Origin of the sequence: Cellulomonas sp. HD19AZ1 (assembly GCF_004535805.1) — a bacterium.
In the GTDB taxonomy this organism is placed as follows: domain Bacteria; phylum Actinomycetota; class Actinomycetes; order Actinomycetales; family Cellulomonadaceae; genus Cellulomonas; species Cellulomonas iranensis.
In genome coordinates, this window is sequence record NZ_SPHX01000008.1 from 141,285 (window position 1) to 159,396 (window position 18,112).

14 protein-coding genes are annotated in these 18,112 nt (G+C 75.1%); 13 read left to right on the forward strand and 1 reads right to left on the reverse strand.

The window, feature by feature from the left end:
• Positions 1-41 precede the first annotated feature (41 nt).
• The 3 genes from E4A51_RS17570 to E4A51_RS17580 all read left to right on the forward strand — a co-directional run bounded on the left by E4A51_RS17570 (position 42) and on the right by E4A51_RS17580 (position 4,598).
• Entirely contained in the window at positions 42-989 is a 948-nt protein-coding gene (locus E4A51_RS17570; RefSeq protein ID WP_070320552.1) for an o-succinylbenzoate synthase, read from the forward strand.
• Positions 986-2,863 (forward strand): 2-succinyl-5-enolpyruvyl-6-hydroxy-3-cyclohexene-1-carboxylic-acid synthase, encoded by a 1,878-nt coding sequence (gene menD / locus E4A51_RS17575; protein ID WP_134852518.1) that lies wholly within the window; start codon positions 986-988, stop codon positions 2,861-2,863. Before E4A51_RS17570 ends, menD begins: the two co-directional genes overlap by 4 nt.
• 124 nt (positions 2,864-2,987) lie before the next feature.
• Positions 2,988-4,598, forward strand: a complete 1,611-nt coding sequence (locus E4A51_RS17580; protein WP_167748957.1) for a S1C family serine protease — start codon at positions 2,988-2,990, stop codon at positions 4,596-4,598.
• Between the two features lie 199 nt (positions 4,599-4,797).
• On the opposite strand, the gene E4A51_RS17585 is transcribed toward E4A51_RS17580, so the two are convergent.
• Positions 4,798-6,129, reverse strand: coding sequence for an isochorismate synthase MenF (locus E4A51_RS17585; protein ID WP_134852520.1), 1,332 nt, complete (start codon positions 6,127-6,129; stop codon positions 4,798-4,800).
• A gap of 104 nt (positions 6,130-6,233) precedes the next feature.
• Here E4A51_RS17585 and E4A51_RS17590 point away from each other — a divergent pair, with 104 nt between their 5' ends.
• The 10 genes from E4A51_RS17590 (at position 6,234) to nuoH (ending at position 18,077) form a co-directional block, all read left to right on the forward strand.
• On the forward strand, positions 6,234-6,926 hold the full coding sequence (locus E4A51_RS17590) for a demethylmenaquinone methyltransferase (protein WP_046529042.1): 693 nt from the start codon (positions 6,234-6,236) through the stop codon (positions 6,924-6,926).
• A 387-nt stretch (positions 6,927-7,313) separates the two neighbouring features.
• On the forward strand, positions 7,314-8,618 hold the full coding sequence (locus tag E4A51_RS17595) for a geranylgeranyl reductase family protein (RefSeq protein ID WP_370297513.1): 1,305 nt from the start codon (positions 7,314-7,316) through the stop codon (positions 8,616-8,618).
• An 81-nt stretch (positions 8,619-8,699) separates the two neighbouring features.
• Entirely contained in the window at positions 8,700-9,062 is a 363-nt protein-coding gene (locus E4A51_RS17600; RefSeq protein WP_046529041.1) for an NADH-quinone oxidoreductase subunit A, read from the forward strand.
• Between the two features lie 30 nt (positions 9,063-9,092).
• The gene (locus E4A51_RS17605; RefSeq protein ID WP_046529040.1) at positions 9,093-9,644 is read left to right on the forward strand and encodes an NADH-quinone oxidoreductase subunit B family protein; all 552 of its coding nucleotides are present in this window, start codon (positions 9,093-9,095) and stop codon (positions 9,642-9,644) included.
• A complete protein-coding gene (locus tag E4A51_RS17610) occupies positions 9,641-10,462 on the forward strand; it encodes an NADH-quinone oxidoreductase subunit C (RefSeq protein ID WP_134852521.1) in 822 nt (273 codons plus the stop codon). The genes E4A51_RS17605 and E4A51_RS17610 overlap by 4 nt, the downstream gene beginning before the upstream one ends.
• Positions 10,462-11,814, forward strand: coding sequence for an NADH-quinone oxidoreductase subunit D (locus tag E4A51_RS17615; protein ID WP_070320200.1), 1,353 nt, complete (start codon positions 10,462-10,464; stop codon positions 11,812-11,814). Before E4A51_RS17610 ends, E4A51_RS17615 begins: the two co-directional genes overlap by 1 nt.
• Positions 11,814-12,701, forward strand: coding sequence for an NADH-quinone oxidoreductase subunit NuoE (gene nuoE / locus E4A51_RS17620; protein ID WP_134852522.1), 888 nt, complete (start codon positions 11,814-11,816; stop codon positions 12,699-12,701). Before E4A51_RS17615 ends, nuoE begins: the two co-directional genes overlap by 1 nt.
• A complete protein-coding gene (gene nuoF, locus E4A51_RS17625) occupies positions 12,701-14,035 on the forward strand; it encodes an NADH-quinone oxidoreductase subunit NuoF (protein WP_206120100.1) in 1,335 nt (444 codons plus the stop codon). Before nuoE ends, nuoF begins: the two co-directional genes overlap by 1 nt.
• Positions 14,032-16,698: an NADH-quinone oxidoreductase subunit G gene (locus E4A51_RS17630; protein ID WP_134852524.1), complete on the forward strand. Its 2,667-nt coding sequence runs from the start codon at positions 14,032-14,034 to the stop codon at positions 16,696-16,698. Before nuoF ends, E4A51_RS17630 begins: the two co-directional genes overlap by 4 nt.
• Positions 16,695-18,077, forward strand: coding sequence for an NADH-quinone oxidoreductase subunit NuoH (gene nuoH / locus E4A51_RS17635; protein WP_134852525.1), 1,383 nt, complete (start codon positions 16,695-16,697; stop codon positions 18,075-18,077). Before E4A51_RS17630 ends, nuoH begins: the two co-directional genes overlap by 4 nt.
• Positions 18,078-18,112: the final 35 nt, after the last annotated feature.

The window sequence follows — 18,112 nt, forward strand, 5'->3', positions numbered from 1 at the left end:
GGCCGGTGCGTGCGGCATAGCCTGGGTGCGTGGTGAGCGCGATGCCGGACCTCGTGGTGTGGGACGTGCCGCTGCGCACCCGGTTCCGGGGGCTGACGCGCCGTGACGGCGTGCTGCTGCGGGGCGACGCGGGGTGGGGCGAGTTCAGCCCGTTCTGGGACTACGACGACGCGGCGGCCGTGCGCTGGTGGCGTGCCGCGCGGGAGGCCGCCGACGAGGGCTGGCCCGCGCCGGTGCGCACGCACGTGCCGGTCAACGTCACCGTGCCGGCGGTCGACCCGGAGCACGCGCACCGGATCGTCACGGCCTCGGGGGGGTGCCGCACCGCGAAGGTCAAGGTCGCCGAGCCCGGTCAGCCGGCCGGCGCGGACGAGGCGCGGCTCGAGGCGGTGCGCGACGCGCTGGGCCCGGACGGCGCGATCCGCGTCGACGCGAACGCGGCGTGGGACGTCGACACCGCGGTGCGCGTGCTCGCGTCGCTCGACCGCGCCGCGGGCGGCCTCGAGTACGCCGAGCAGCCCGTGCCGGGCGTCGAGGACCTCGCCGCGCTGCGCCGCCGCACGCACGTGCCGCTCGCGGCCGACGAGGCCGTGCGTCGCTCGGACGACCCGCTCGCGGTCGCGCGCCGGCACGCGGCCGACGTGGTCGTGCTCAAGGTGCAGCCGCTCGGCGGCGTGCGCGCGTGCCTGCGCCTGGCCGAGCAGCTGGACCTGCCCGTGGTCGTGTCCTCGGCGCTCGAGTCCTCGGTCGGGCTGGCCGCCGGGCTCGCGCTCGCCGCGGCGCTGCCCGAGCTGCCGCACGCGTGCGGCCTCGCGACCGCCGCGCTGCTCGCGGCCGACCTCGTCGAGGACCCGCTGCTCCCGCGCGACGGCGCGATCGCGGTGCGGCGCCCCGAGCCCACGCCCGCGCTGCTGGCCGCGGCCACCGCCCCCGAGGACGTCGCCGCGCGCTGGGGCGGGCGTCTCGCGGCCGTGCGGGCTCGGGCATGATGGCGCCCGTGACCCCCGCCCCCGACGCCCCGGACGACGCCCCCTCGGTCACCGCGGCGCGCGTGCTGGTGCAGGCGCTCGCGGCGCTCGGCGTCCGCGACGTCGTGCTCGCGCCGGGGTCCCGCAGCGCACCGCTCGCGTACGCGGTGGCCGACGCCGCGCGGCCCGACGGCGAGCGCCCCGCGGGGGCCCCCGCGCTGCGGCTGCACGTGCGCATCGACGAGCGGGACGCGGGGTTCCTCGCGCTCGGGCTCGCGAAGGGCTCGGCGCACGCGGGCGAGCGCACGCCGGGGCCGCCGCGGCCGGTCGCGGTCGTCACGACGTCCGGCACGGCCGTGGCGAACCTGCACCCGGCCGTGCTCGAGGCGCACCACAGCGGCCTGCCCCTCGTGCTGCTGACGGCCGACCGTCCGCACGAGCTGCGCGGCACGGGCGCCAACCAGACCACCGAGCAGGCCGGGATCTTCGGCAGCGCGGTGCGGCTCGCGGTCGACGTGCCCGCGCCCACGGGGCGCCCCGGCGAGGACCGCGACCTGCGACGCACGGCGTCGCGCGCGCTCGCGGCCGCGACCGGTGCGCGCACGGGCGACCCCGGGCCCGTCCACCTCGACCTCGCGTACCGCGACCCGCTCGCACCCGGGCGGACGCCGTGGCCGCGCCCGTCGGAGGCGGGGCTGACCCACGTCGTCGGTCGCGGCCAGCCGGCCGAGGCGTCGCCCGCGACGGGCGCCCTCCCCGTGATCGTCGGCGAGCCGGCGGGCGACGGCGCGCGGCCCTCGCGACGCGCGCGCGGCGCGGTGCCGACGGTCGTCGTCGCGGGCGACGGTGCGGGGCCCGCCGCGGCGCGGCTCGCCGCGGCCAACGGCTGGCCGCTGCTCGCCGAGCCGTCGTCCGGCGCGCGGCAGGGGGCGCACGCGATCGGCGCGTACCGGCTGCTGCTGGCCGACCCGCGCCTGGGCGGGCGCGTGGGGCGCGTCGTCGTGCTGGGCCGGCCCACGCTGACGCGTCCCGTGCAGGCGCTGCTCGCGCGCCCCGACGTCGAGGTGCTCGTGGTCGCGCCGCGCGGCACCGACTGGCCCGACGCCGCCCGCAACGCCTCGCAGGTGCTGCTCGACGTGCCGGCGCGCATGCGGCAGGGCCGGGTGGGTGCGCCCGCCGGGTGGCTCGACGCGTGGCGCGCGGCCGACGCCGCGGCGCAGGACGTGCTCGCCCGGCTGCTCGACGCACCCGAGGACGCGCGCCGCTCGCGCAGCGGCCCGCGCGTCAGCGGGTGGGCGCTCGCGCGGGCCGTCGCGCGCGCCAGCGCCCCGGACGACGTGCTGGTGGTCGGCTCGTCCAACCCGGTCCGCGACCTCGACCTGGTCGCGCGGTGGGACGCCGCGCCGCTGGTCCTGGCGAACCGCGGGCTCGCGGGCATCGACGGCACGATCGCGACCGCGACGGGTGTCGCCCTCGCGCTGCCGCACCGTCGCGTGCGCGCGTACCTGGGCGACCTGACGTTCCTGCACGACGTCGGCGGCCTGCTGCGCGGCGCGGGCGAGGCCGCGGCGGACCTGCAGCTCGTCGTCGCGAACGACGACGGGGGCTCGGTGTTCACGACCCTCGAGCACGGCGAGCCGGGCCGTGCCGACGTGTTCGAGCGTGTGTTCGGCACGCCGCACGGCGTGGACGTCGCGGCGCTGTGCGCGGCGTACGGCGTGCGGCACACGCGGGTCGTCGACACCGACGGCCTGCTGCCGGCGCTCGCGGCGCCGGGCACCGGCACGAGCGTCGTCGAGGTGCGCGTCGACCGTGCGCACCGGCGCGCGCTGGGGGAGCGGCTCGCCGCCGACGTCGCGACGGCCGTCGACGCGGCGCTCACGGCACGGGACTGACCCGGTGGACGTGCGCCGCGCGGCCACGTCCACCGCACCTGGCGGACTCACAGGAAACCTCCAGGTCCCCTGAAGTGCCGTCCCAGCCCGGCGCGGTGTCATAGGTGTCGACAAGGAGGCAGCCATGACGACCACACCCGAGCCGCAGCACGGCCACCACCCCCAGGACCACCCGACGCAGCCGCTGCCCGCACCCGACGCGACCCAGCCGCTGCCGACCCCGCACGCGCCGGCCGCGCCGGCCGCGCACCAGGAGGCCCCGGCGCGGCTGACGCCCGCGCAGCAGTGGGCCCGCTACGAGGCCGCGCAGCGCGCGGCGCAGCAGCCGGCGCCCCAGCAGCCCGCGCCGCAGCCCGCCGCGGTCGGCGCCGAGGGGCACCACGCCCCGGGTGCCGCGTTCGGCGTCGGCGCCCCGGGCGGCCCCGGCGCGGTACCGCCCGGCGCGGACCCGTGGGCGGCCCCGGGTGAGCCCCCGGCCCGCAAGCGCTCGCGGGCGTGGGCCTGGGTCGCGTCGGCCGCGGTGATCGGCGTGCTCGTGGGCGGCGGCGCGGTCGCCGGCGTCGGCGGTCTGGTCGGCGACGCCGCTCCCGGGTCGTCGCAGCGCTCGGCGTCGCTCGCCGACGTCGGCCGCTCGACCGCCGAGAACGTGCCGGTCTCCGGCTCGTCGAACGAGAACCCGGACTGGCAGGCCGTCGCGGCCGCCGTGCAGGCGTCCGTCGTGGCCATCGACGTCAAGACGTCCTCGGGCGAGGCGCAGGGCTCGGGCGTCATCATCGACGACGCGGGCCACGTGCTCACGAACAACCACGTGGTCGCGGGCGCCGAGGGCAACGTGCAGGTCACGCTGACCGACGGGCGCATGTTCGAGGCCCAGGTGGTCGGCACCGACGCGAGCACCGACCTGGCGGTCGTCAAGCTCGTCGACGCGCCCTCCGACCTCAAGGCCGCGGCGCTCGGCGACTCCGACGAGGTCGCGGTCGGCGACCCGGTGATGGCGGTCGGCAACCCGCTCGGCCTGGCCAACACGGTGACCACCGGCATCGTGTCCGCGGTCGACCGTCCGGTCTCCACGCAGGAGAACGGCGGCGAGGCGGCCGTGACCAACGCGATCCAGATCGACGCGGCCATCAACCCCGGCAACTCGGGCGGGCCGCTGTTCGACGCGACGGGCCGGGTCATCGGCATCACGTCGTCGATCGCGACGCTCAGCCAGCAGTCGGGCTCGATCGGCCTCGGCTTCGCGATCCCGGTGAACGTCACCAAGAACATCGCGGGTCAGCTGATCCAGGACGGCCAGGCCGAGCACGCCTACCTCGGCGTGACGCTCGCGGACGGGACGGCCACGGCCGACGGCGTGACGCGCCGCGGCGCGGTCGTGCAGACCGTGAGCGACGGCTCGCCGGCCGCGGCGGCCGGCGTGCAGCAGGGCGACGTCATCGTCGCGATCGGCAAGGACCCGGTCGGTGGTGCGGAGTCGCTCACCGCGTTCGTGCGGGGCATGTCGTCGGGCGACGACGCGACCCTCACGGTCGTGCGCGACGGGAAGACCATCGAGCTCGACGTCACGCTCGCCACGCGTCCCGACACGACCGACCAGAACCAGCAGGGCCAGGGCCAGCAGGGCGGTCAGGACCAGCAGGGCCAGCTGCCGGGCGGCATGACCCCCGAGCAGCTCTGGCAGTGGTTCCAGCAGCGTCAGCAGCAGGAGCAGCAGGGCCAGCAGGGCCAGGGCTGACGTTACGGCGGGGCCGGCGGCACGCCGGGCCCCGCCCCCCGCACCGGGGCGGGTCCGTGAGGACCCTGCCCGGCGCGCCGGCCCACCCCCTGGGGCCGGTCCGCACCGCAGGCCCGTCGCGGGCAGTCCCCTCCCGCGGCGGGCCTGCGGCACGTCCGCGTCCGGCGGGCCCGCCGGACGGACGGCGCGCGGCCCGGCGTCAGGACGACAGCGCGAACCGCATCGGCACGAGCTTGGCCTGCGACTCCGCGAGCTCCGCGGCGGGGTCGGACGCGGCGACGACGCCGCAGCCCGCGAAGAGGCGCACGCGGTGCGGGTCGGTGCGGTCCACCTCGGCGGAGCGCAGCGCGATGCCCCACTCGCCGTCGCCGTCGGCGCCGAACCACCCGACCGGGCCGGCGTAGCGCGCGCGGTCCATGCCCTCGATGCGCGCGATGAGGTCGCGCGCCGCGGCGGTCGGCGTGCCGCACACGGCGGCCGTGGGGTGCAGCGCGGCGGCCAGCGCGAGCGACGACGGGTGCGCGTCGTCGCCCTGCGGCGACGCGAGCACGCCCGTGACGTCGGACGCGAGGTGCAGCACGTTCGGCAGCGACAGCACGAACGGCACGTCGGGGACGTTGGTCGACGAGCAGTACGGCGCGAGCGCGCGCGCGACGGACGCGACCGCGTACTCGTGCTCCTCGAGGTCCTTCGAGGAGTGCGCGAGGATCCCGGCGCGGGCGACGTCGGCGTCGTCGTCGCCCGTGCGGCGGATCGTCCCGGCGAGCACGCGCGAGGTGACCAGCCCGCGCTCGGAGCGCACGAGCAGCTCGGGGGTCGCGCCGATCATGCCGTCGACGCTGAACGTCCAGCACGAGCGGTACCGCTCGGCGAGCCGGCCCAGCGCCCAGCGCACGTCGAGCGGGTGCTCGGTGCGCGCGTGCACGTCGCGCGCGAGCACGACCTTGTCGACCTCACCGGCCCGGATCGCGGCCACGCCGTCGGCGACGACGTCGAGCCACGCGTCGGCCGTGACCGCGCCGTCGGTGTACGCGACCTCGCCGGGGCAGGCCGCGGGCGTGCGCGCGGGTGCGAGCTCGGCGAGCCGCGGCAGGGGGCCGAGCGCGGCGCCCGTGCTGAGCGTCGTCAGCCACGTGCGGCCGTCGCGCCGCCCCACGACCACACGGGGCACGACGACCACGCCGCCCGCGGCCGAGGAGCCGTCGAACGCGAAGGAGCCGAACGCGACGGGTCCCGTGCCGGGCAGCCGCACCTCGTCGCGGACGACCGCGTGCGCGAGCACGTCCTGCCACGCGCGCTCGGCGTCGGCGAACCGGTCGGGGCCGCCGACCTCGATGCGCACGGCCTCGCCCCAGCCGACCAGGCCGTCGCCGCGGCGCACCCAGGCGAGCGGCGCGTCGGGCGGCAGCAGGTCGAGCAGGTCCGCGGGGTCGGGGTGGTCACCGGTCGGCAGGTCGTGGATCGCGACGGTGCGCACCACGAGGTGCTGCGGGACGTGGGCGCCCGCGGCGGCCCGGTTCGGCGTGCTCATCGTCGTCAGCGTAGGACGCGCGGGGGGCCGCGGCGGACCGGCGGGGCGCCACGCTCGGTGACGTGCGGCACGTCCGGGCCCGTGGACCTGAGACGATGGGACGCATGTCCCGTGCCACGCTCGAGAAGGACCCCCGCGACGTCGCGTCGATGTTCGACGCGGTCGCGCGCCGGTACGACCTGACCAACGACGTCCTCTCGCTCGGCCAGGACCGGGCGTGGCGTCGCGCGACGCTCGCCGCGCTCGACGCGCAGCCGGGCGAGACGGTGCTCGACCTCGCGGCGGGCACCGGCACGTCGAGCGAGCCGCTCGCGGACGCGGGCGTGCACGTCGTGCCGTGCGACCTGTCGACGGGCATGCTGCGCGAGGGGCGCCGGCGGCGGCCCGACCTGCCGTTCGTCGCGGGCGACGCGCTGCACCTGCCGTTCGCGGACGCGTCGTTCGACGCGGTCACGATGTCCTTCGGGCTGCGCAACGTGTCGGACGTCGACGCCGCGCTCGCCGAGCTGCTGCGCGTCACGCGCCCGGGCGGCCGCCTCGTGGTGTGCGAGTTCTCGCGCCCGACGTTCGCGCCGTTCCGCGTCGTCTACACGAACTACCTCATGCGGGCGCTGCCGCCGGTGGCGCGTGCGGTGTCCACGTCGCCCGAGGCGTACGTGTACCTCGCCGAGTCGATCCGCGAGTGGCCGGACCAGCGCGCGCTGGGGCGTCAGGTGCGTCGCGCGGGGTGGGACCAGGTGGCCTACCGCAACCTGTCGGGCGGCATCGTCGCGCTGCACCGCGCCGTGCGTCCCTGACGTCGCGACGGCCTCTCCCGGGGGCTGTCCTGACCTCTGTCGACGAGCCCGTCCCGCCGCCCGGCGGGGCGGGCTCGCGGCGTCCGCGGACGTCTCGGGTGTGACGATCGTCGCGCCGCGCGGCCCGGTGGCCGGCCGTTCGGACCGCCCGGACGGCCGCACCCGCGGTGCGGACGCGGCCGCCGCGCGGGACGATGGGGACGGACCGGGCGTCGACGGTGCGGTCCGCGGCGCCCCGGAGGGGGTGTCACCCCTGCTCGGCACGCGTCCCGGGACCATCGTCCCGGGGGTCTACCAAGGTAAGCCAAACCTTCGCAGACAGGCCCTGGGGGCGTGGTTACACTCGCCGGAGTTGCACGTGAACATCGTCACAAGTGGGGTCCCAGCGTGGTGCGCGTACCGACGGATGACGCCGACGTCATCGTCGTCGGCGCAGGTCCCGCAGGCGCATCGACGGCCTACCACTGCGCGGCCGCCGGGCTCGACGTGCTGCTCCTCGAGAAGGCGACGTTCCCGCGCGACAAGATCTGCGGCGACGGCCTGACGCCGCGCGCGGTCTCGGAGCTCGTGCGCATGGGCGTGCCGATCCGCGAGGAGGACGGCTGGATCCGCAACCGCGGCCTGCGCGTCATCGGCGGCGGCCACCGCCTCGAGCTGCCCTGGCCCGAGCTGTCGAGCTACCCGTCCTACGGGCTCGCGCGGGCGCGCACGTCGTTCGACCAGACCCTCGCCGAGCACGCGCGCGCCGCGGGCGCCAAGCTGCTCGAGGGCACGTCGGTCACGAGCCCCGTGCGCGACGAGCGCACCGGCCGCGTCGTCGGCGTGCGTGCGCGGGCCGTGGCGTCCGACGGCCGCCGCACGGTCGACGCGGGTGACCAGGTGGAGTACCGCGCGCCCGTCGTGGTCGCCGCGGACGGCGTGTCCGCGCGGCTCGCGACCGCGGTGGGCCGCACCAAGCGCGACGACCGCCCGATGGGGGTCGCCGTGCGCACCTACTTCCGCACGCCGCGGCACGACGACCCGTGGATGGAGTCGCACCTCGAGCTGTGGGACGGCGCCCCCGGGCGCTCGAACCTCATGCCCGGCTACGGCTGGATCTTCTCGCTCGGGGACGGCACCGCGAACGTCGGGCTCGGCTCGGTGTCCTCGACGGCCGCGGCGACCAAGGTCGACTACAAGGACCTCTTCGCGCGGTGGATGGCGAACGCCCCCGCCGAGTGGGAGTTCACGCCCGACAACCAGGTCGCGCCGGTGCGCGGTGCCGCGCTGCCGATGGGGTTCAACCGCGGCCCGCTGTACGCGAACGGCCTGCTGCTCGCGGGCGACGCGGCCGGCATGGTCAGCCCGTTCAACGGCGAGGGCATCGCGTACGGCCTGCAGGCCGGGCGTGTCGCCGCCGACGCGCTCGCGCAGGGCCTGGCGCGCGGGTCCGCGGCGGGCCGCGAGCGCGCGTTCGCGACGTACCAGCACCGCATGAAGGACGACCTGGGCGGCTACTACACGCTCGGGCGCGTCTTCGTGCGGCTCATCGAGCACCCGCGCATCATGCAGCTGTGCACGCGCTACGGCCTGCCGCGGCCGCTGCTCATGAAGTTCGTGCTCAAGCTGCTGTCCGACTGCTACGAGCCACGCGGCGGGGACGTGGTCGACCGCGTGATCGCCGGGCTCGCCCGGCTGGCGCCGGACGCATGAGCCCCGCACCGTGACGCACGCGCCCGACCCCCACCGCCGGCCCCGCAGCGGACCGGCCTCGACGACGAGGAGGACAGCCCGATGAGCAACCCGTACGTCCCGCTCCTGGTGATGATCGGGATCGCCGCGGTCCTGGCCCTCGGCGGCGTCGGTGCGAGCGCGATCCTCGGACCCAAGCGCTACAACCGCGCCAAGCTCGAGGCCTACGAGTGCGGCATCGAGCCGACCCCGCACGCGATCGGCGGCGGGCGGTTCCCGATCAAGTACTACCTCGTCGCGATGACGTTCATCGTGTTCGACATCGAGGTGGTGTTCCTCTACCCCTGGGCGGTGAGCTTCGCGGAGCTCGCCACGTTCGGCCTGGTCGCGATGCTCGCGTTCCTGCTGCTGATCACGGTGCCCTTCGTCTACGAGTGGAAGCGCGGCGGCCTGGAGTGGGACTGACGGAGACGACGGGGACGAGGAGGGTCTGACATGGGCATCGAGGAAGCGCCCTCGGGCTTCCTGCTGACGACGGTCGAGGACCTCGTCGGCTACTTCCGCAAGGCGTCGCTGTGGCCCGTGACCTTCGGGCTCGCGTGCTGCGCGATCGAGATGATGGCCGCGGGCACGAGCCGCTACGACATCTCGCGCATCGGCATGGAGGTCTTCCGCGCGTCGCCGCGCCAGGCGGACCTCATGATCGTGGCCGGGCGCGTGAGCCAGAAGATGGCGCCGATCGTGCGGCAGGTCTACGACCAGATGCCGGGGCCCAAGTGGGTCCTGTCGATGGGCGTGTGCGCGTCGTCCGGCGGCATGTTCAACAACTACGCGATCGTGCAGGGCGTCGACCACGTCGTGCCGGTCGACATCTACCTGCCCGGCTGCCCGCCGCGGCCCGAGATGCTGCTGCACGCGATCCTCGCGCTGCACCAGCAGATCCAGGACCAGCCGCTGGGCGTCAACCGGGCCGAGGCCGCGCGCAAGGCGCAGGAGGCCGCGATGGCCGCCACGCCGACGTCGCACATGACGGGGCTGCTGCGATGACCGACGAGAAGAGGACGACGCCCGCGGGCGAGAAGGCCGACGCGTCGGCCGCCGTGAAGCCGGGCGAGAGCGCACCCGTGGGTGCGCAGCGCACGAGCGCGGCGGCCCTCGAGGCCGGGTCGCAGAACCTGCCGGCGGACGCCGGCGCCCGCACGCCGCTCGAGGTGGTCGACGTGCGCACCGGCATGTTCGGCGCGCACGGCACGGGCGACACGTCCGGCTACGGCGGCCTCGTGCGCACGGTCGCGATGCCCGGTCCGAGCGAGCGCCTCTACGGCGGCTGGTTCGACGAGGTCGTCGACGTCCTCACCGAGCTGCTCGACGAGTCCGGCACGGGGTACGCGAACGCGGTCGAGGCCGTGGTCGTCGACCGTGGCGAGCTCACGCTCGTCGTGGCCCGCGCGCACCTCGTCGAGGTCGCCCGCGCGCTGCGCGACGACCCCGACCTGCGCTTCGAGCTGTCGCTCGGGGTCTCGGGCGTGCACTTCCCGCACGACGCGGGCCGCGAGCTGCACGCCGTCTACCACGTCGTCTCGGTGACGCACGGGCGCCGGCTGCGGCTCGAGGTCGCGGCGCCCGAGGCCGACCCGCACATCCCGTCGACCACGGGGGTCTACCCCGCCAACGACTGGCACGAGCGCGAGACCTGGGACTTCTTCGGGATCGTGTTCGACGGGCACCCCGGCCTCGCGCGCATCCAGATGCCCGACGACTGGCCGGGCCACCCGCAGCGCAAGGACTACCCCCTCGGGGGCATCCCGGTCGAGTACAAGGGCGCGACCGTGCCGCCCCCGGACCAGCGGAGGTCGTACAGCTGATGACCGCCCCCACGTCGCACACCCCCCACGCGACCCGCAGCGTCCCGCAGGACCAGACCGAGGGCGTGCCCTCGTTCGAGGCGTCCGGCGGCGACTGGTCGCAGATCGCCGAGGAGGCCGCTCGCCTCGGCGAGGAGCGCATCGTCGTCAACATGGGGCCCCAGCACCCGTCGACGCACGGCGTGCTGCGCCTCATGCTCGAGATCGACGGCGAGACCGTCACCGAGGCCCGGGCCGGCATCGGCTACCTCCACACGGGCATCGAGAAGAACATGGAGTTCCGCACCTGGACCCAGGGCGTGACCTTCTGCACCCGCATGGACTACGTCGCGCCGCTGTTCCAGGAGGCCGCGTACTGCCTCGCGGTCGAGAAGCTCCTCGGCATCACCGACGACGTGCCCGAGCGCGCGAGCGTCATCCGCGTGCTGATGATGGAGCTCAACCGCATCTCGTCGCACCTGGTCTTCCTGGCCACGGGCGGCAACGAGCTCGGCGCCACGACGATCATGATCCTCGGGTTCACGGCCCGCGAGGAGATCCTCAAGATCTTCGAGATGATCTCGGGCCTGCGCATGAACCACGCGTACATCCGCCCCGGCGGCGTCGCGCAGGACGTGCCCCCTGGCTCGATCGACGCCGTCCGCGAGGCGCTCGGGAAGGTGCGGGGCTACCTGCGCCAGCTCGAGGACCTCATGCTGGCCAACCCGATCCTGCACGCGCGCATGAAGGACGTCGGCACGCTGAGCCTCGCGGGCTGCATGGCCCTGGGCGTCACGGGTCCGATCCTGCGCTCGACCGGCCTGCCGTACGACGTGCGCAAGGCGAACCCGTACAGCGGCTACGAGACGTACGACTTCGACGTGCCCGTCAACGACGGCGCGGACGCGTGGAGCCGGCTGCTGCTGCGCATCGAGGAGTGCTACCAGTCGATGCGGATCGTCGAGCAGTGCCTCGAGCGGCTCGCGAAGCCGGGCCCGGTCATGGTGGCCGACAAGAAGGTCGCGTGGCCCGCGCAGCTCGCGATCGGCACCGACGGCATGGGCAACTCGCTCGACCACATCAAGGAGATCATGGGCACCTCCATGGAGTCCCTGATCCACCACTTCAAGCTGGTCACCGAGGGCTTCCGCGTCCCCGCGGGCCAGGTGTTCCAGACCGTCGAGCACCCGCGCGGCGAGCTGGGCGTGCACCTGGTGTCCGACGGCGGCACCAAGCCGTACCGGGCGCACTTCCGCGACCCGTCGTTCAACAACCTGCAGGCCGTCTCCATGATGTGCGAGGGCGGGCAGATCGCCGACGTGGTCGTCGCCGTGGCGTCGATCGACCCGGTGCTGGGAGGGGTGGACCGCTGATGTCCGTCGAGCACGCAGACGCGGCCGCGCCGCACGGGCACGGTCGCGTGCCCGGCGAGCGGCACGCCACCGGCTACGACGACGAGACGCGCGCGCGCCTGACGCGTGACGCCGACGAGATCGTCGCGCGGTACCCGCAGGCCCGTTCGGCCCTGCTGCCGATGCTGCACCTGGTGCAGTCCGAGGACGGCTACGTCAGCCCGCGCGGCATCGCGTTCTGCGCGGCGCACCTGGGCCTGACGACCGCCGAGGTGTCGGCCGTCGCGACGTTCTACACGCAGTACAAGCGGCACCCCAACGGCACGTACACGGTGGGCGTGTGCACCAACACGCTGTGCGGGGTCATGGGCGGCGACGCGATCTGGGAGGAGCTCAGCGAGCACCTCGGGGTCGGGCACGACGAGACGACCCCCGACGGGGCGATCACGCTCGAGCGCATCGAATGCAACGCGGCCTGCGACTACGCGCCGGTCATGATGGTCAACTGGGAGTTCTTCGACGAGCAGACGCCCGCCTCGGCGGTCGAGGTCGTCGACAGGCTGGTCGCGGGCGAGCCGGTGGCGCCGACGCGCGGAGCGTCGCAGGTCGGCACGTTCAAGGAGATCAGCCGCGTGCTCGCGGGGTTCCCCGACGGCCGCGCCGACGAGGGCGTGGGCGCGGGGGAGGCCACGCTGCGCGGCACGGCGCTCGCCAAGGAGCGCGGCTGGACGGCCCCGTCGTTCGACGCCGACGAGCGGGCCGCCGCGACGGCCGCGCAGGTCGACGACGGTGCGCCCGAGGTCGGCGAGGAGCGGTCGAGCGCGCAGCACGCGCCGACGACCCCGGCCGACACCTCGCCCACGGGCGAGCAGCGCAAGCAGAAGTCCGACGACGCGAAGGAGTCGTGATGACGACCCTGACCCCCGTGCTGTCCGCGCACTGGGACGCGGACCGGTCGTGGAAGCTCGCGCGCTACGAGGCCGACGGCGGCTACCGCGGCCTGCGGCGCGCGCTCGGCATGCCCGCCGCCGACGTCGTGACGACGGTCAAGGACTCGGGCCTGCGCGGTCGTGGCGGCGCCGGCTTCCCGACGGGCATGAAGTGGGGCTTCCTGCCCGCGCCCGACGGCGGCCCCCGCTACCTCGTCGTCAACGCCGACGAGTCCGAGCCGGGCACCTGCAAGGACATCCCGCTCATGATGGCGAGCCCGCAGGAGCTCATCGAGGGCGTGATCATCACGTCCTACGCGATCGGCTGCCACCACGCGTTCATCTACCTGCGCGGCGAGGTCGTGCACGTCTACCGCCGCCTGCTGGAGGCCGTGCGCGAGGCGCGCGAGGCCGGGTACGTCGGCACCGACATCCTCGGGTCGGGCTTCGACCTCGAGATCACGGTGCACGCGGGCGCCGGCGCGTACATCTGCGGCGAGGAGACGGCGCTGCTCGACTCGCTCGAGGGCCTGCGCGGCCAGCCGCGCCTCAAGCCGCCGTTCCCCGCGGTCGCGGGCCTGTACGCGCGCCCCACGGTCGTGAACAACGTCGAGTCGATCGCGTCGGTGCCGGGCATCCTGCGCGGCGGTGCCGAGTGGTTCACGTCGATGGGCACCGAGCGCTCGGCGGGCCACGGCCTCTTCTCGCTGTCGGGGCACGTGACGCGCCCCGGCCAGTACGAGGCGCCGCTGGGCATCACGCTGCGCGAGCTGCTCGACATGGCCGGCGGGGTCCGCGAGGGCCACGAGCTGAAGTTCTGGACGCCCGGCGGGTCGTCGACGCCGATCTTCACCGCCGAGCACCTCGACGTGCCGCTCGACTACGAGTCGGTCGGCAAGGCGGGGTCGATGCTCGGCACGCGCGCGCTGCAGATCTTCGACGAGACGACGTCGGTGGTCCGCGCGGTGTCGCGCTGGATCCAGTTCTACAAGCACGAGTCGTGCGGCAAGTGCACGCCCTGCCGCGAGGGCACGTTCTGGCTCGCGCAGATCATGGCGCGCCTCGAGGCCGGTCAGGGCACGAGCGCCGACATCGACCTGCTGCTGGACCTGTGCGACAACATCCTGGGCCGCGCGTTCTGCGCGCTCGGCGACGGGGCGACGAGCCCCGTGACGAGCGCGATCAAGTACTTCCGGGAGGAGTTCGAGGCGGGCACGCACACGCCCGCCGACGTCCTGTTCCCGCCCGAGCGCAGCGCGCTCTTCGACTACACGCCGCGTCGTCGCACGCAGCTCGCGGGGGTGCACGCATGACGATCACGACCCCGAGGAACACCTCGGGCACGCCGCTCGTGCCGGCCGCGCCGCCGGTCACCGCGCCCGAGCCGGAGGCGACCGTGACGTTCACGGTCGACGGCATCGAGACGACCGTGCCCAAGGGCACGCTCGTCATCCGCGCCGCCGAGCAGCTCGGCATCCAGATCCCGCGGTTCTGCGACCACCCGCTGCTCGCGCCCGCGGGTGCGTGCCGGCAGTGCCTGGTCGAGGTGTGGGCGCCCGGCCGCGACGGCAACGTCGCGAAGATGCCGAAGCCGCAGGCGTCCTGCACGCTCGAGGCGACGCCCGGCATGCAGGTCAAGACGCAGCACACGTCGCCCGAGGCCGACAAGGCCCAGCACGGCGTCATGGAGCTGCTGCTCATCAACCACCCGCTCGACTGCCCGGTCTGCGACAAGGGCGGCGAGTGCCCGCTGCAGAACCAGGCCATGAGCAACGGCCGGGCGGCGACGCGGTTCGTCGACGTGAAGCGCACGTTCCCCAAGCCGATCGCGGTGTCGACGCAGATCCTGCTCGACCGGGAGCGGTGCGTGCTGTGCCAGCGCTGCACGCGGTTCTCCGAGGAGATCGCGGGCGACGTGTGGATCGACCTGCAGAAGCGCGGTGCGCAGCAGCAGATCGGCACGTTCGACACGCAGGTGCTCGGGTTCGCGGGCGACGCGCCGGTCGGCGCGTCGACGGTCGACACCAGCGGGCGCCCGTTCGCGTCGTACTTCTCGGGCAACACCGTGCAGATCTGCCCCGTGGGCGCGCTGACGTCGGCCGCGTACCGGTTCCGTGCGCGTCCGTTCGACCTGGTCTCGACGCCGGGCGTCGCCGAGCACGACGCGAACGGGTCGGCCATCCGCGTCGACCACCGGCGCGGCGTCGTGCTGCGCCGCCTCGCGGGCGACGACCCGGTCGTCAACCAGGAGTGGATCACCGACAAGGACCGCTTCGGCTTCCACTGGCAGTCGGCGCCCGACCGCGTCACCACCCCGATGGTGCGGCGCCGCAACGCGGACGGCACGCGTGGCGAGCTCGAGCCGTGCTCGTGGGTCGAGGCGCTCGACACGGCGGCCGAGGGCCTGCGGGCCGCGATCGCGGGAGCGGGCGTGGGCGTGCTGCCCGGCGGCCGCCTCACGCTCGAGGACGCGTACGCGTACGGCAAGCTCGCGCGCGTCGCGCTCGGCACCAACGACGTCGACCACCGCGCCCGGCCGCACTCGGCCGAGGAGACCGCGTTCCTCGCGCACCACGTCGCGGGGCGCACGCTGCAGGTGACGTTCGGCGACCTCGTCGCCGCACCCGCCGTGCTGTGCGTCGCGTACGAGCCCGAGGAGGAGGGCGGCATCGTCTTCCTGCGGCTGCGCGGCTCCGTGGTCGCGGGCCGCACGCGCGTGTTCTCGGTCGCGGCCCTCGCGAGCCGCGGCCTCGAGCGTCTGGACGGCACGCTCCTCGCGGCCGCGCCCGGCACCGAGCCCGAGGTGCTCGACGCGATCGCGACGGGTGCGGACGACGTGCTCGGCGCGACCGCCGACGCGCTGGCCGCCGAGGGCGCCGTGATCGTCGTCGGCGAGCGCGCGGCGACCGTCCCCGGCACGCTCACGGCGGTGCTGCGGCTCGCCGAGCGCACCGGCGCGCGCGTCGCCTGGGTCCCGCGCCGCGCGGGCGAGCGCGGCGCGATCGAGGCCGGCACGCTGCCGACCCTGCTGCCCGGCGGCCGCCCGGTCGCCGACGCGGCCGCACGCGCCGACATCGCCGCGACGTGGGGCGTCGACGAGCTGCCCGCCGCGCCCGGCCGCAGCGCGGACGAGATCCTCGCCGCCGCCGCCGAGGGGCGCCTGGGCGCGCTCGTCGTGGGCGGCGTCGACCCGGCCGACCACGCGGACCCCGTGCTCGCGCGCGCCGCGCTCGACACGGTGCCGTTCGTCGTGTCGCTCGAGGTGCGGCGCAGCGAGGTCACCGACCGTGCCGACGTCGTGCTGCCCGTCGCACCGCCGGTCGAGAAGCCCGGCACGTTCGTCACGTGGGAGGGCCGCCCGCGACCCTTCCCGCAGGCGCTCACGACGACGCAGCTCGCCGACCACCGCGTGCTCGACCGCCTGGCCGACGCGCTCGGCGTCGACCTCGGGCTGCAGACGCTCACGGCCGTGCACGACGAGCTCGACCGCCTCGGCGGCTGGGCCGGCGCGCGCGGCGACGCGCCCGCGACGGCCCCGGCCGAGCCTCCCGCGGTGCCGCCGGGCCACGCCGTGCTCGCGACGTGGCACCAGCTGCTCGACGCGGGCCGCCTGCAGGACGGCGAGCAGTACCTCGCCGGCACCGCCAAGCGGACCGTCGCGCGCGTGTCGCCCGCGACCGCGCAGGCGGCGGGCCTCGCGGACGGCGACGACGTCGCCGTCTCGACCGACCGCGGCACCGTCACCGTGCCCGTGCAGGTCACCGACATGGCGGACCACGTGGTGTGGCTGCCGACCAACCCGCGCGGCGCGGCGGTCCGCGACGTGCTCGGCGCGGTCGCCGGCACGGTCGTGCGCCTCGAGCGCGCGGGGGCGTCGGACGCACCCCTGGTCGTGGACGGCGCGACGGGCCCGGTGAGCGGCGACGCCGCCGACGCGGTCGCCGGCGTCCGCGCGGACGAGGAGGAGCAGGCATGAGCGTGCTGCCCGCGGCGCTGACCGCGCTGCCGAGCGCGGTCGGGGACGGCGCCGTCGCGCCCGTCGTCGCCGACTTCAGCAACGACGTCTTCTGGGTGTGGCTGCTCAAGGCCGTCGCGATCATCGTGTTCCTGCTGACCAGCGTGCTCATCGCGATCTGGTTCGAGCGGCGCGTGGTCGGCATCATGCAGCTGCGGCCCGGCCCGAACGTGCACGGCCCGTTCGGCCTGCTGCAGTCGCTCGCCGACGCGATGAAGCTCCTGGTCAAGGAGGACATCACCGTCAAGGCGGCCGACAAGCTCGTCTACATCCTCGCGCCGATGATCGCGGTGCTGTGCTCGCTGCTCGTGTACGCGGTCATCCCGTTCGGGCCCGAGGTGAGCATCTTCGGCGTCGTGACGCCGCTGCAGCTCACCGACTTCCCGGTCGCGGTGCTGTACATCCTCGCGTGCGCGTCGGTCGGCGTGTACGGCATCGTGCTCGGCGGCTGGTCCTCCAACTCGACGTACCCGCTGCTCGGCGGCGTGCGCTCGACCGCGCAGGTCATCAGCTACGAGCTCGCGATGGGCCTGTCCCTCGTGTCGGTCTTCATCATGGCGGGCTCGATGTCGACGTCGCAGATCGTCGACTCCCAGACCTCGGTGTGGTGGTTCCTGCCGCTGCTGCCCGCGTTCGTCATCTACGTCATCTCGATGGTCGGCGAGACGAACCGTCTGCCGTTCGACCTCCCCGAGGCCGAGGGCGAGCTCGTCGGCGGCTACACCACCGAGTACTCGTCGATGAAGTTCGCGTGGTTCTTCCTCGCCGAGTACATCAACATGCTCAACGTCTCGGCGGTCGCGACCACGCTGTTCTTCGGCGGCTGGCGCGCCCCGTGGCCGCTCTCGGCGATCAACGACGGCATGTTCAACACCGGCTGGTGGCCGGTCCTGTGGTTCGTCGCCAAGGTCTGGATGTTCATGTTCCTGTTCGTGTGGATCCGCGGGTCGGTCCTGCGGTTCCGCTACGACCAGTTCATGAAGATCGGCTGGAAGGTCCTCATCCCGGCCGCGCTCGCGTGGGTCGTGTGCGTCTCGCTCGTGCAGGCCGCGCGCCAGCTGTGGGACGTCGACCTGCGCACGCTGCTGTTCGTGCTCGCGGGCCTCGTGCTCGTCGGCCTCGTCGTGTCGTTCCTGGTGCCGGAGAAGACGCCCGCGCCCGAGCCGGGCCCGACCGGACCGCAGGAGATCGACCCCTTCGCGGACGGCTACCCCGTCCCGCCCCTGCCGGGGCAGGTGCTCCCGCCCTCGCCGCGCGCGCAGCGTCGCCTCGCCGCGACCGCGACCGACGCGGGCGACCCGTCCGGACCCGAGACCCCGCTGGAGGTGCGCGGTGGCTGAGCAGCGCAAGAAGAAGGCCCGCCCGGGCGCGACGC

Coding starts and splice junctions, on each gene's coding strand:
- E4A51_RS17570 (WP_070320552.1), top strand. CDS start 42: ATGCCGGACCTCGTGGTGTGGGACGTGCCGCTGCGCACCCGGTTCCGG.
- menD (WP_134852518.1), top strand. CDS start 986: ATGATGGCGCCCGTGACCCCCGCCCCCGACGCCCCGGACGACGCCCCC.
- E4A51_RS17580 (WP_167748957.1), top strand. CDS start 2,988: ATGACGACCACACCCGAGCCGCAGCACGGCCACCACCCCCAGGACCAC.
- E4A51_RS17585 (WP_134852520.1), bottom strand. CDS start 6,129: ATGAGCACGCCGAACCGGGCCGCCGCGGGCGCCCACGTCCCGCAGCAC.
- E4A51_RS17590 (WP_046529042.1), top strand. CDS start 6,234: ATGTCCCGTGCCACGCTCGAGAAGGACCCCCGCGACGTCGCGTCGATG.
- E4A51_RS17600 (WP_046529041.1), top strand. CDS start 8,700: ATGAGCAACCCGTACGTCCCGCTCCTGGTGATGATCGGGATCGCCGCG.
- E4A51_RS17605 (WP_046529040.1), top strand. CDS start 9,093: ATGGGCATCGAGGAAGCGCCCTCGGGCTTCCTGCTGACGACGGTCGAG.
- E4A51_RS17610 (WP_134852521.1), top strand. CDS start 9,641: ATGACCGACGAGAAGAGGACGACGCCCGCGGGCGAGAAGGCCGACGCG.
- E4A51_RS17615 (WP_070320200.1), top strand. CDS start 10,462: ATGACCGCCCCCACGTCGCACACCCCCCACGCGACCCGCAGCGTCCCG.
- nuoE (WP_134852522.1), top strand. CDS start 11,814: ATGTCCGTCGAGCACGCAGACGCGGCCGCGCCGCACGGGCACGGTCGC.
- nuoF (WP_206120100.1), top strand. CDS start 12,701: ATGACGACCCTGACCCCCGTGCTGTCCGCGCACTGGGACGCGGACCGG.
- E4A51_RS17630 (WP_134852524.1), top strand. CDS start 14,032: ATGACGATCACGACCCCGAGGAACACCTCGGGCACGCCGCTCGTGCCG.
- nuoH (WP_134852525.1), top strand. CDS start 16,695: ATGAGCGTGCTGCCCGCGGCGCTGACCGCGCTGCCGAGCGCGGTCGGG.